The organism is Actinomadura luzonensis, from assembly GCF_022664455.2.
Taxonomy (GTDB): domain Bacteria; phylum Actinomycetota; class Actinomycetes; order Streptosporangiales; family Streptosporangiaceae; genus Nonomuraea; species Nonomuraea luzonensis.
Genome location: NZ_JAKRKC020000001.1, coordinates 3,606,771 through 3,618,692 on the forward strand (window position 1 = coordinate 3,606,771; position 11,922 = coordinate 3,618,692).

Sequence of the window (11,922 nt, forward strand, 5' to 3'; positions counted from 1 at the left end):
TCACTGTGCCTTCGCACGTACAGACGAGACAGCGCGGCGAAATGTGATGCGTTTTCAGGATTCGTCTTCAGGATTCGTCTTCAGGATTCGTCGCAGAGCTGGGCGGCCAGCGTCGTGTACGCCCACTCCTCCCACTGCCGCGGCGGCCAGCCGCGGTCGCGCACGAGGAGCAGGTACAGCTCCGGGCTGAGCAGGCCGAACAGCAGGTCGGCGGCCAGGTCGACCGGGACGTCTGGGCGGAGGCCGGGCTTGCCGGCCAGCGCCTCGGCGGCGGCGCGCTGGACGGTGTGGCGCGGGTCGGGGCCGGCCGGCCACTGCGCGGCGATCTGCGGGTCGGTGGCCGCCGCCGCGGCGATCACCGGCATGATCGGGGCGACCCGGGCGAGCACCGCGCCGGTGCCGCGCACGTGTGCGCGCAGCTGGCCGCGCGCCGTGGGCTCGGCGCACGCGGAGCGGAACCACTCGCGGTCCATGGTCGCCACCGGCTCGCCGTCGCCGGCGATCGTGGTGTCGACGACGTCCTTGAACAGCGCCCGCTTGTTGCCGAAGACGAAGTAGACCGTCTGCACGGCGACCCCCGCCCGGTCGGCGACCTCCTGCAGGCTCGTCGCCCCGTAGCCCTGCGCCACGAACAGCTCGCGCGCCGCCTGGACGATCTTCTCCCGGGTGAGGCGCGAGCGTTCGGCCCGCTTGTCCGGCCGCTTGACGGTGTCCATGTCCCGAGTATATCTCTAGAGTCGAACACTAGAGTTTAACTCTACGAACGGAGCGAGCATGGACCAGCAGGAAGTGGCCGTCCGCAGGGAGCTGGAGGAGTACTACCGCGCAGGCCGGCCGCCGTGGGACACCGGCGTCACCCCGCCCGAGCTGATCGCCCTCGTCGAGGGCCCCGGTGCGCTGCCGCCCGGCCGCGCGCTGGAGCTGGGCTGCGGCACCGGCACCAACGCCGTCTACCTGGCCGGGCACGGCTGGGACGTCGTCGCCGTCGACCTGATCGAGCAGGCCGCCGGGCAGGCCCGCGCCAAGGCCGCGGCGGCCGGAGCCCGGGACGCGGTCCGGGTGCTGTGCGGGGACGCCACCCGCCTCGACGAGCTGGACGCCCCCGGCCCCTACGACCTGTTCTTCGACCTGAGCTGCTACTGCGGCATCCCGCCGCACCGCCGCGACGACTACGCCGGCGGCGTCACCCGGCGGGCCGCGCCCGGCGCGCGGCTGCTGATGTTCGGCTACGGGCCCGGGGCGTTCGACGCCGACCTGTTCGCCGGGGTCACCGCCGACGAGCTGCGGGCCCGGTTCGCCGGCTGGGAGCTGACCGACGTCACGCCCGGCACGAACCCGGTGCCGACCTTCTGGTTCACGCTGCGCAAGGAGTGAGGGCTTCGCAGGTGCCGTCGAGCCTGGGCGGGTTTGCCGCGCGGCGCGCGGGGCACTGCGGGATGGGCAAGTGAACGTGCGTTCGGGGAGAGAACCGACATGAGCCATGGACCGGTGGAGAAGGACCCGGACGAGTGGACGACCGGCGACGAGCCCATGACCGGCCCGCAGGAGTCCTACCTGCGCACGCTGGCCAGGGAGGCGGGCCGGGAGGTGCCGGACGGGCTCAGCAAGGCCGACGCGTCCCGGATGATCGACGAGCTGCAGCAGGACAGCGAGCGGCTGCGCTCCTCCGGCGAGGAGCGGGACGCCGGGAAGTGACCCGCGCCCCGGCCCGGAGCACGTGTCCGGGCCGGGCCGGATGGGCCGGGCCGGGCGGGGCCGGGCCGGGTGGGCGGTCAGTCCGCGAGGGCGGCGAACGCGCCGGGCTGGTAGGAGCCGCCCGGCTTGCGCACGATGACGTTGAGCCGGTTGTTGGCGTTGATCATCGCGATCAGGGAGACCAGGGCGGCGAGCTGGTCGTCGTCGTAGTGCTCGCGCGCCTTCGCCCAGGTCCCGTCCGACACGCCGGAGTGGGCGTCGGCGATGCGGGTGCCCTCCTCGGCGAGCGCCAGCGCGGCCCGCTCGGCCTCGGTGAACACGGTGGACTCACGCCAGGCGGCCACCAGGTGGAGCCGGACCGCGCTCTCGCCGGCGGCGGCGGCGTCCTTGGTGTGGTAGTCGACGCAGAAGCCGCAGCCGTTGATCTGGCTGGCGCGCAACATGACGAGGTCCTGGACGGACCGGGGCAGCGACGACTGGGTGATCGCCAGGGCGACGTTGTAGATCCGCTTGGCGATCTTCGCGCCGAGCGGGTTGGCCATCAGATCCATGCGGGGTTCCATGATGTGGTGTCCTCGTTCGGGTGGTGCGTGCCGCTCGCGGCGGCCTGACGCACACAAGATGCCGCCGGGCCCGCGCCTGTGACGGCGTCGCCCGGTGATCCACGTCACCGCCTACGATCGGAGGCATGACCGCTCCCCTCGTGTTCGGCGTTTTCCCGCTGGCGATGGCCGCCGGCCCCGACGGGCTCGCCGTGGGGCCGCCCGACGACTACGCGGCGATCGGGCGCGCCCTCGCCGAGCTGCAGGGCGACGGCCGCCCCCTGCTGCCCCGCATGTACGTGCCCTGGTACGGCCCCGCCTCCACGGCCACCGCGCACGGCCAGATCGCGCAGCTCGCCGCGATCGGCGTGCCGCTCGACCTCGTGCTCTGCTACCGCGACCAGGGCGGCGACGTGCCGGCGTGGGTGTCGTTCGTGTCGCAGGTGGTCACCCGGCACGGGCGCGACTTCGCCGCGCTGCAGATCACCGGCGAGCCGAACCTGGCCTCGGCCGGGGCCGCCGCCGACGGCGCCTTCCCCGGGGCGCTGGAGGCGCTGGTGCGCGGCGTGCCGGCCGCCGCGGCGGCCAAGCGGGAGTCGGGGGCGACGGCGGCGATCGGGTTCGCCGTGGTCCCGGTCTTCGACCCGGCCACCGACCGGTTCTGGGCGGAGGTCAGGGACACGGGCGGCGCGGAGTTCGCGGCGGCGCCCGACTACGCGGGCATCGACCTCTACCCGGACGTGTTCGGCCCGCCGCTGAGCCCCGACGAGCTGCCCGCCGCCGTCGAACGGCTGCTGCGCGACTTCCGCGAACGCGACCTCGCGACCGCGGGCGTCCCGGCCTCGGTGCCGATCCGGGTCTGCGAGAACGGCTGGCCCACCGGCCCCGGCCGGCCGGAGGAGCGGCAGGCGGTCGTCCTGGAGCGCGTCGTCCGCACCGTGCACGCCCTGCGCGCGGAGCTGAACGTCACCCACTGGGAGCTGTTCACCCTCCGCGACGCCGACAGCTCCAAGGACGACCTGTTCCACCGGTTCGGCGTGCTGCGCGACGACTACTCCCCCAAGCCCGCCTTCCACACGCTGCGCCGGCTGATCGCCGAGCTGGGCTGAGCCCGGGGGCTCAGCGTCCGCGCACCCGCCGGACGAGGTCGGCCGCGGCCTGCTGCCAGGCCGGGTACTCGAAGGCGAACCCCTCGGCCAGCAGCCGGCCGGGCACCACGCGGCGGCTCTTCAGCAGCAGCTCGGTGTCGGAGCGCAGCACGAACGCGCCCACCTCGGCCATCCACCGCGTCGCGGGCAGCCCCACCGGGACGCCCCACGCGGCCCGCAGCTCCCGCATGAACGCGCGCTGCGGCAGCGGGGCGGGCGCGGCCAGGTTGACCGGGCCGTCGAGGTCGTCGCGGGCGATCAGGAACTCCACGGCGCGCACGAGGTCGCGGTCGTGGATCCAGGAGACGTACTGCGCGCCGCCCGCGACCGGGCCGCCGAGGCCGAGCCGCGCCAGGCGCAGCAACGTCTCGAACACGCCGCCCCGGCCGGGGCTCATCACCATGGCGGCGCGCAGGCGCACCTTGCGCGTGCCGGGGGTGGCGGCCTCCTCCTGGGCCCGTTCCCACGCCTTCGCGATCTCGACGCTGCGGGCCCAGTAGGCGGGCACGCCGGGCTCGGCGCCGCCGAGCACGCCGGTCTTCTCGTCGTTGGGGGCGTCGAAGCGGTGGGCGTAGACGGTGGCGGTGCTCATCTGCAGCCAGACGCGCGGCGGCCGGGCGGCGGCCGCGATCGCCTCGCCCACGGCTCGGGTGGACCGGACCCGGGAGGTCAGCATGGCGCTCAGGTTGTCGGGGGTGTAGCGGCAGTTGACGCTGCGGCCGGCCAGGTTGATCACGACGTCGCAGCCGTCGAGCTCCTTCGCCCACGGGCCGGTGGTCGCGCCGTCCCAGTGGACGTCGCGGTCGCGGGCCGGCCGCCGGGTCAGGACCACGACGTCGTGGCCCGCGGCGGTCAGCGCGCGGTCGAGGACGGCGCCGACCTGCCCGGTTCCCCCGGGTATCACGATCTTCATCCGGCTCTCCCCCAAGGTGTCCTGGACGAGCGTAACGCAGGGCCCTGAACGTGTTCAAAGGCGGGCGGCACTCCCCGCCGGGCCTCGGTCCCACTACACTCCCGCGTATGGCCCAGGTGTTCTTCGACGCCACCGAGCGGGCCCGCCTCGCCGATCTGCTGGACGAGCTCGGCCCGGAGGCGCCGACCCTCCTCGCGCCGTGGACCACCCGCGACCTCGCCGCGCACCTCGTCCTGCGGGACGTCGATCCGCTCGCCGGGCCCGGCCTGGTGATCCCCGGCGCGTGGGGGCGCTTCGCCGAGCGGCGCAGGCGGGCGCTGGCGCGGCGCGACTTCGGCCGGCTCGTCGCGACGCTGCGGGCCGGGCCGCCGCCGGGCTTCTTCCGGCTCGGCTGGGTGCGCCGCTTCCCCAGCCTGAACGAGTTCTTCGTCCACCACGAGGACGTCCGGCGGGCCAACGGGCTCGGCCCGCGCACGTTCGGGCCCGCCATGGACGAGGCCCTGTGGCGCAACGTCCGGCTGGCCCCCTGGTTCCTCGCGCGGCGGCTGCGCGGCGCGGGGCTGGAGCTGCGGTGGGCGGGCACCGCCAGGACCGTCCTGGCCCGCCGCGGCACGCCCGTGGCCCGCCTCGCCGGGCCGCCCGGCGAGCTGCTGCTCTACCTCTTCGGCCGGCGCGAGGCGGCGCGGGCCGAGCTGAGCGGCCCCGCCGCGGCGGTCGAGGCGGTGCGCGCCGCCCCCTTCGGCATGTGACCCGCGCCGGGCGTGACGGCAGGCGCTACCGCCGGCCGCCGAACTCCCAGGCGTGCACCTCGACGGCGGCGTACCGGGCGGCGGTCAGGACGGCGCGCGCCGCGTCCTGGTCCGGCGCCCGCACCAGCGCCGCCGTGCCCAACCAGGCGCCGCCGTCGTCCGACAGCAGCGGCCCGTAGGCGATCAGCGCGTCCCGGTCCGGCGGCGGCGTCAGGTCGGCGGCCGGCCCCTCGCCGAGGCCCAGCACCAGGAACCGGGTGCCGCCCGCCCGGCCGCCGGGGAAGTCCCACATGGTGCGGCCCAGCAGGTTGCGCCAGCGGCGCAGCAGCACGTCCCGGTAGCCGCCGGCCTGGTAGAGGGGCTCGTCGAAGGCGAACGCCCGCGCGGCGGCGGCGTCGGGCAGGTCGACGATGTGCACGCTGCCGGTCGCGGTGTCGCCGTCGAGCGTCGGGCCGCGGGCGATCAGCTCGGCCTCGAACCGGTCCATGTAGGACCAGTGCTCCTCCACCAGCTCGGCGCGCAGGGCGGCCGAGCCGGGCCGGTCGCGGTGGTAGCAGAAGAACTCCATGCCGACACTCCCTATCACGCGGCCCGCGCCGGGCCGTCACCCGCCGGCGGCGGCCCGGGCGCCGGTGAGCAGCGAGCGGGTGCGGGCGGGCGCGCCCGGCGGCAGGTCGGCGAGGACGTCGGCGAGCGTGACCCCGGCCAGGCTGCCGCGCCACGCCCGGTGCGCCTCGGCCATCCGCACCGCGAGCACGCAGGCCTTGCGGCAGTCCTCCTCGGGCAGCGCGCCGCGTCCCTGGCGGCGGATCTCGCGGCACTCGTACGGCGAGGACGCGCCGTCCACCGCCTCCACGACCTGCAGCAACGTGATCTCCGCCGGTGCGCGGGCGAGCCGGAACCCGCCGCGCGGCCCCGTCGTCGCCGCCAGCACGCCCGCCTTGACCAGCGACTGGAGCTGCTTGGCGAGGTAGGGCCCCGGCAGGTCGTAGTACTCGGCGAGCTGGGCCGCCGACGCGGTGACGCCGGGTTCGAGCTGCGCCAGCGAGGCGGCGCAGTGCAACAGCCATTCGGTGCTCACGGGCAGCTTCACGTCCGCCAGCATATCGCGGATATTGCGGACCTGTTTAGTCCGAGATATGGTCCTGACTGACCGAACGTGACGAAGGAGTGATCATCATGCGGATCGCCGTCGCCGGCGCCACCGGCAACATCGGCTCCCTGACCGTGGCCGCCCTCGAACGGGACGGGCACGACGTCGTGCGCGTCAGCCGCTCCCTGGGCGTGGACCTGGTGACCGGCGACGGCCTCGACGACGCCCTCACCGGCGTCGAGGCCGTCGTGGACGCCACCAACGGGCCCACCGGCGACCGGGACGAGACCGTCGCCTACTTCGCCAGGGCCACCGGCAACCTGCTGGCCGCCGAGCGGCGGGCCGGCGTGCGCCACCACGTGCTGCTGTCGATCGCCGGGGTGCACCGGATCGAGGGCAACGCGCACTACGCGGGCAAGCGCGAGCAGGAGCGCCTGGTGGAGGCCGGGCCGGTGCCGTGGACGATCGTCCCGGCCACGCAGTTCCACGACTTCGCCGAGATGGTGGCCGGCTGGACCGAGCGGGACGGCGTGGCGGCCGTCCCGCCGCTGCTGATGCAGCCGATCGCGCCCGCCGACGTGGCCGCGGTCCTGGCCGAGCTGGTGACGGGCGAGCCGCGCGGGCGCTACGCCGACGTCGCCGGGCCCGGCACGCAGGACCTCGTCGACATGGCCCGGCGCACCCTCCAGGCGCGCGGCCGGGAGGTCACGCTCGTGCCGACCTGGGAGGGGCTGTTCGGCCCCGCGATGGCCGGCAACGTGCTGCTGCCGGCCGAGGGCGCGCGGATCGCGCCGACCACGTTCGAGGAGTGGCTGCGCGAGCAGAAGTAGGTCCCGCCCGCGGCCTCAGCCGGGGCGGCGCAGGGTGCGGCGGACGGCCAGCCCGCCGAGGGCCGCCGAGGCGAGCGTGAGGATCCCCGCCTCGGTCCACTGGAAGCGCCAGAACCGGGACGGCGGGTGGTAGTACACCGCGTACCGGTAGCCCTTGCCGAACAGGCAGGCCCGCCACGCCTCGGCGTTGCGGTCGCTCTGCCCCGCGTCCACCCGGCGGGGGCAGCCGGTGCCTGACGGCTCGGCCACCTCCCGCCCGGACGGCTCCACCCAGGCGGCGCGCACCAGCCGGGCGTCCTGGTCGTCCAGCAGCACGGTGCCGGACAGCTCGGCGCGCGCCGGCTCGGCGTAGTGGTCGCTCAGCCGGAACAGCACGAACATCGTCACCGCCACCCCGGCCACGACCAGCGCCATCGCCGGCAGCGTGCGCCGGAACAGCGCGCCGGCCAGCGTGCCCAGCGCGAACGCGTACAGCCACCACGCCGCCGGAGCCACCCCGACCATGTTGAACACCCCGAGGTTGCCGAACGTGGAGTCGACCCCCTCCCGGAACACCGGCCGCCACAGGCTCACCATGAGCGACAGCAGCAGCCCGCCCGCCACGACCGCCCCGCCGAGCACCGACAGCTTGACCGCCAGCCACCGCCACACGGGCACGGACTGCGTCCAGGCCAGGCGGTGGGTGCCGCGCTCGAACTCGCGGCCGAGCAGCGGCGCGCCCCAGAACGCCCCGATCAGCGCCGGCGCCACCAGCGGCATCCAGCCGAACACCGAGTAGACCGCGTCGTAGCGCAGCGCGAGCGCCACCGCCACCTCGCCGCAGGCCGGCGCGGGGCCCGGGCAGCCGGGCGGGGCGTGCTCGGCGACGTACCCGCGCGCCTCCAGCGCCGAGCCGAGCAGCAGCGCGCCGAGCAGCGCGAGCAGGCCCGCGGTCAGCAGGATCTGCGCCCGGTGCTGGCGCCACGTCACCCAGATCACGCGCCCACCTCCGTCAGGTGCGGCAGCGCCGCGGACCCGGGGCTGCGCAGGTAGCCCATGACGAGCTCGGCGAGGCCGGGCCGCCGCGCCCGCCAGCGGGGGTCGGCCGGCGGCGGCCCCTTGACCAGCATGCTGACCTGCCTGCCGGTACGGCTCGCGGCCACCACCCGGGTGCCCGCCGCGGAGGCGCCGTCCGGGCCGGTGAGCACGAGATGGCCGTCGAGCAGTTCCTCGATGTCGCCGCTGACCTGCAGCCGGCCGCCGTTCAGCACGACCAGCCAGTCGCAGGTGTCCTCCAGGTCGGCGACGACGTGCGAGGACAGCAGCACGGTCAGCTCCCGCCCCGCCACCTCGGCCATGACCGAGCGCATCACGTCGTGGCGGGCGAGCGGGTCGAGGTTGGCCAGCGGCTCGTCCAGCACGAGCAGGTCGGGCCGCCTGGCCAGCGCCAGCGTGACCGCCACCTGGGCCTGCTGCCCGCCGGACAGCCGGCCGGCCTTGCGCGTCAGGGGGATGCCCAGCCGGTCGAGCCGGGCCACGGCGGCGGCTCCGTCCCAGTGGCGGTTCATGCGGCGGCCGAAGGCGAGCATCTCGGCGACGGTGAAGCCGTCGTAGAGCGGCTTGTCCTGGGCCACGAACGCGGCCTCGCCGGTCACCCGCACGCTTCCGCGCGCGGGCCGCAGCAGGCCGACGGCCGTGTGCATGAGCGTGGTCTTGCCCGCGCCGTTGGGCCCGACGAGCGCCGCCACGCGCCCCGCGGGCACCGACAGCGAGCAGTCGCGCAGCGCCCACGTGCGGCGGTGGCGGACGCCGAGGCCGGTCGCCTCCAGTGCGGGACTCACGCCACGCCCTCCTTCGCCGTGCCGGCCAGGACCACGGCGAACAGGGCCCGCAGGTCCTCCTGGTCGAGCCCGGCCGCGCGGGCCTCGCGCACCCACGCCTCCAGGCCGCGCCGCAGCCGCGTGTGCTCGGCGAGCGTCGCGCCCGCGACGCCCTGCCGGACGAACGTCCCCATGCCCGGCCGCCCCTCGACCAGCCCCTCGCGCTCCAGCTCCCGGTACGCCTTGAGCACGGTGTTGGGGTTGATGGCCAGGCTCTCGACCACCTCGCGGGCGGTCGGCAGCTGGTCGCCGGGCCGCAGCGTGCCGAGCCTGAGCGCCTGCCTGACCTGGTGGACGAGCTGCAGGTACGTCGAGACCCCCGAGCCGCGGTCCAGGCTGAACTCGATCACACGAAAACACCCTTTCCCTATTTGAGTAGTGAAAGGGTGTTATATCCGCCCGTTGTTGTCAACACGCCGACGAGGTACGCCACGCCGACGATCGTCACGGAGAGTAGTTAGATGGACCTGCCCGCCAGGGCGCACCACACCGAAACACCGGGGGCACACATGACCATGACCAGCGCCGACCCGATCGCCGCCAAGCTCGACCAGCTGTTCGCGGCCACCGACACCGACAACGACGGCTACGTCGAATGGGCCGACTACCAGCGCCTCATCGACCGCTACCTCAACACGTACCGGATCGACAAGAGCGACCGCCGCGCGCAGGCCCTGACGATCGCCTACCAGATGTTCTGGGTGGAGCTGCTGCGCCACGCGAACGGCCAGGACCGGCTGGCCAGGGAGGAATACCACCGGGCGAGCCTCGCGGCGAGCGTCGACACCAGCCGCTTCAACATGGTCGAGGGCCTGACGCACGCCATCTTCGACGTCATCGACTCCGACGGTGACAACACGATCAGCAAGCCGGAGTTCCACCAGTACCTGAAGGTCTGGGACGTCAACGACCCGGCCGCCCTGGAGGTCTTCCAGCAGCTCGACACCGACGGCGACGGGGCCGTCAGCCGCCTCGAGTTCGTCCGCGCGGTACGCGAGTTCTACTACTCCCCCGACCTCGACGCGCCGGGCAGCCTGTTCTTCGGCCGCATCGGCCGCTGACCGGCCGGCCGGTGACGCGGGCGCCCGCGTCACCGGCCGGGCAGGGCCGGGCAGGGTCGGGCAGGGCCGGGCTGACCTGCGCGCATCCTTCGCGCGCCCCGGGGTAACGCGGTGGCCATGGCATACACACCCGATCAGGACCACCGGCGCCCCGAGGGCGCCGACGACCAGGCCGTGGAGGCCGCCGGGATGGTGTCGGAGGCGCTGGAGACGGTCGAGCGGGCCCGCGGGCACCTCTACTCCTTCCACCAGCTCACCGGCTCCGCCCACGCCACCCTCGACCAGGCGGTCAAGCTGCTGGACAAGGCCGGCCACGACGACCTGGCCCGGCACCTGGCCGAGCTGGTCGGCCGGGACGTCCTGCCCGGCCGGTGGACGTTCCAGATCGTCGAGGAGTACGACGACGGCTACTACGCGGCCTTCCGCGAGCTGGAGGGCGAGGTGCGCGACCGGCTGACGGGCGGGCGGCGGCACGTGTACGAGGCGGAGCTGAAGCAGCGCTCCCAGGAGGCGGGGGAAGCGTGAGCACGTCGTCGTACTGGATGGAGTCCGCGCCGCCGCGCGAGCACCCGCCGCTCACCGAGGACCTCACGGTGGACGTGGCCGTGATCGGCGGCGGCATCGCGGGCCTGTCGGCGGCGTGGGAGCTCACCCGGGCCGGCCGGACCGTCGCCGTCCTGGAGGCGGACCGGCCGGCGGCCGGCGTCACCGGCCACACCTCGGCCAAGCTGTCCGCGCAGCACACGCTCATCTACGCCGAGCTGGCCGGCCGCGACCCGGAGACCGCCCGCCGGTACGCCCGCTCCCAGCAGGAGGCCGTCGAGCACGTGGCGCGCACGGCGGCCGAGCTGGGCGTGGACTGCGAGCTGGAGCGCCGCCCCGCCTACACCTACGTCCGCTCCCCCGGCCAGGTGGAGCAGATCCGCGCCGAGGCGCGGGCGGCGGCCGAGGCGGGGCTCGCCGCGTCGTTCGTCACCGGGACGCCCTTGCCGTTCCCCGTCGCCGCCGCCGTCAGGGTGGACGGGCAGGCCCAGTTCCACCCGCGCAAGTACCTGCTCGGCCTCGCCGACGCCATGGCCGCCCGGGGCTGCCGGATCTTCGAGCGCACCCGCGTCACCGGCCTGCACGAGGGCCGGCCGTGCCGGGTGAGCACCGAGGGCGGGGCCACGGTGACCGCCGCCGACGTCGTGGTGGCCACCCACTACCCGATCTTCGACCGGTCGCTGCTGTTCGCCCGCATGGAGCCCACCCGCGAGCTGGTCGTCGCGGGCACGCTGCCGCCCGGCGACGACCCCGCCGGCATGTACATCACCTCCGAGGAGAACACCCGCTCGGTCAGGACCGCGCCCCTGCCCGGCGGCGACCTGCTGCTCGTCGTCACCGGCGAGTCGTTCAAGCCGGGCAGCGGCCGGGTGGAGGACCGGTTCGACCGGCTCGCCGCCTGGACGGAGGAGCACTTCCCCCGGGTCAGGCTGACCCACCGGTGGGCCGCCCAGGACAACCACACCACCGACCGGCTGCCGTTCGCCGGGCCGCTGCACCCGGGCGCCCGGCACGCCTGGGTCGCCACCGGGTTCGGCGGCTGGGGCATGAGCAACGGCGTGATGGCGGGCCTGCTGCTGTCCGCGCTGATCGGCGGGCAGGAGCCGGAGTGGGCCGGGCTGTACGACCCGCGCCGGCTGCACCCGTTGCAGGAGGCGGGGCCGATGGCGAAGATGCAGGCGTCCGTCGCCCGGCACTTCGTCGCCGACCGCCTCGCGGCGGGCGACGGGTCCGAGGTCGCCGGGCTCGGGCCGGGGCAGGGCAAGGTGGTCAAGCTGGACGGCCGCCGGTGCGCGGTCTACCGGGACGAGCAGGGCCAGGTGCACGCCGTGTCGGCGGTGTGCACTCACCTGGGGTGCGTGGTCGGGTTCAACGAGGCCGAGCGCACCTGGGAGTGCCCCTGCCACGGCTCCCGCTTCGGCGTGGACGGGCGCGTCCTGCAGGGCCCGGCCGTCGAGCCGCTGGAGCCCGTACAGCCGGAGGGGTGAGC

The 11,922-nt window shown here is 75.0% G+C and carries 16 protein-coding genes; 8 read left to right on the forward strand and 8 right to left on the reverse strand.

Annotated features, from left to right (window positions below; genetic code table 11):
* Positions 1-80 precede the first annotated feature (80 nt).
* Positions 81-716, reverse strand: coding sequence for a TetR/AcrR family transcriptional regulator (locus MF672_RS17660; protein ID WP_242383835.1), 636 nt, complete (start codon positions 714-716; stop codon positions 81-83).
* 58 nt (positions 717-774) lie between these two features.
* Between MF672_RS17660 and MF672_RS17665 the strand changes: the two genes are divergently transcribed.
* Complete coding sequence (locus MF672_RS17665) at positions 775-1,374, forward strand: methyltransferase domain-containing protein (RefSeq protein ID WP_242383834.1); 600 nt, start codon at positions 775-777, stop codon at positions 1,372-1,374.
* A 99-nt stretch (positions 1,375-1,473) separates the two neighbouring features.
* Complete coding sequence (locus tag MF672_RS17670) at positions 1,474-1,695, forward strand: DUF3072 domain-containing protein (RefSeq protein WP_242383833.1); 222 nt, start codon at positions 1,474-1,476, stop codon at positions 1,693-1,695.
* 77 nt (positions 1,696-1,772) lie between these two features.
* Here MF672_RS17670 and MF672_RS17675 read toward each other — a convergent pair whose 3' ends face one another.
* Positions 1,773-2,258 (reverse strand): carboxymuconolactone decarboxylase family protein, encoded by a 486-nt coding sequence (locus MF672_RS17675; RefSeq protein WP_247815279.1) that lies wholly within the window; start codon positions 2,256-2,258, stop codon positions 1,773-1,775.
* 125 nt (positions 2,259-2,383) lie between these two features.
* Between MF672_RS17675 and MF672_RS17680 the strand changes: the two genes are divergently transcribed.
* Positions 2,384-3,346 carry a hypothetical protein gene (locus MF672_RS17680; RefSeq protein WP_242383831.1) on the forward strand — a complete coding sequence of 321 codons (963 nt, stop codon included), beginning with the start codon at positions 2,384-2,386 and terminating at the stop codon, positions 3,344-3,346.
* Between the two features lie 10 nt (positions 3,347-3,356).
* On the opposite strand, the gene MF672_RS17685 is transcribed toward MF672_RS17680, so the two are convergent.
* Complete coding sequence (locus MF672_RS17685; RefSeq protein WP_242383830.1) at positions 3,357-4,298, reverse strand: TIGR01777 family oxidoreductase; 942 nt, start codon at positions 4,296-4,298, stop codon at positions 3,357-3,359.
* A 107-nt stretch (positions 4,299-4,405) separates the two neighbouring features.
* On the opposite strand from MF672_RS17685, the gene MF672_RS17690 reads away from it, so the two are divergent.
* Positions 4,406-5,047 (forward strand): TIGR03085 family metal-binding protein, encoded by a 642-nt coding sequence (locus MF672_RS17690; protein WP_247815280.1) that lies wholly within the window; start codon positions 4,406-4,408, stop codon positions 5,045-5,047.
* Between the two features lie 25 nt (positions 5,048-5,072).
* Here MF672_RS17690 and MF672_RS17695 read toward each other — a convergent pair whose 3' ends face one another.
* Positions 5,073-5,615 (reverse strand): YciI family protein, encoded by a 543-nt coding sequence (locus MF672_RS17695; RefSeq protein ID WP_242383315.1) that lies wholly within the window; start codon positions 5,613-5,615, stop codon positions 5,073-5,075.
* Between the two features lie 36 nt (positions 5,616-5,651).
* Entirely contained in the window at positions 5,652-6,140 is a 489-nt protein-coding gene (locus MF672_RS17700; RefSeq protein WP_242383316.1) for an RrF2 family transcriptional regulator, read from the reverse strand.
* A gap of 86 nt (positions 6,141-6,226) precedes the next feature.
* Between MF672_RS17700 and MF672_RS17705 the strand changes: the two genes are divergently transcribed.
* Positions 6,227-6,970: an SDR family oxidoreductase gene (locus MF672_RS17705; protein ID WP_242383317.1), complete on the forward strand. Its 744-nt coding sequence runs from the start codon at positions 6,227-6,229 to the stop codon at positions 6,968-6,970.
* Positions 6,971-6,985: 15 nt separating this feature from the next.
* Here MF672_RS17705 and MF672_RS17710 read toward each other — a convergent pair whose 3' ends face one another.
* From MF672_RS17710 to MF672_RS17720, 3 genes are read right to left on the reverse strand one after another with little or no spacing between them, the layout of a single operon-like run.
* Positions 6,986-7,948 carry an ABC transporter permease gene (locus MF672_RS17710; protein ID WP_242383318.1) on the reverse strand — a complete coding sequence of 321 codons (963 nt, stop codon included), beginning with the start codon at positions 7,946-7,948 and terminating at the stop codon, positions 6,986-6,988.
* Positions 7,945-8,790 carry an ABC transporter ATP-binding protein gene (locus tag MF672_RS17715; RefSeq protein WP_242383319.1) on the reverse strand — a complete coding sequence of 282 codons (846 nt, stop codon included), beginning with the start codon at positions 8,788-8,790 and terminating at the stop codon, positions 7,945-7,947. The genes MF672_RS17710 and MF672_RS17715 overlap by 4 nt, the downstream gene beginning before the upstream one ends.
* Positions 8,787-9,179 carry a GntR family transcriptional regulator gene (locus MF672_RS17720; protein WP_242383320.1) on the reverse strand — a complete coding sequence of 131 codons (393 nt, stop codon included), beginning with the start codon at positions 9,177-9,179 and terminating at the stop codon, positions 8,787-8,789. Before MF672_RS17720 ends, MF672_RS17715 begins: the two co-directional genes overlap by 4 nt.
* 159 nt (positions 9,180-9,338) lie before the next feature.
* On the opposite strand from MF672_RS17720, the gene MF672_RS17725 reads away from it, so the two are divergent.
* The 3 genes from MF672_RS17725 (at position 9,339) to MF672_RS17735 (ending at position 11,920) form a co-directional block, all read left to right on the forward strand.
* On the forward strand, positions 9,339-9,890 hold the full coding sequence (locus tag MF672_RS17725; protein ID WP_242383321.1) for an EF-hand domain-containing protein: 552 nt from the start codon (positions 9,339-9,341) through the stop codon (positions 9,888-9,890).
* 117 nt (positions 9,891-10,007) lie between these two features.
* Positions 10,008-10,415: a hypothetical protein gene (locus tag MF672_RS17730; protein ID WP_242383322.1), complete on the forward strand. Its 408-nt coding sequence runs from the start codon at positions 10,008-10,010 to the stop codon at positions 10,413-10,415.
* Positions 10,412-11,920, forward strand: a complete 1,509-nt coding sequence (locus tag MF672_RS17735) for an FAD-dependent oxidoreductase (protein WP_242383323.1) — start codon at positions 10,412-10,414, stop codon at positions 11,918-11,920. Before MF672_RS17730 ends, MF672_RS17735 begins: the two co-directional genes overlap by 4 nt.
* Positions 11,921-11,922: the final 2 nt, after the last annotated feature.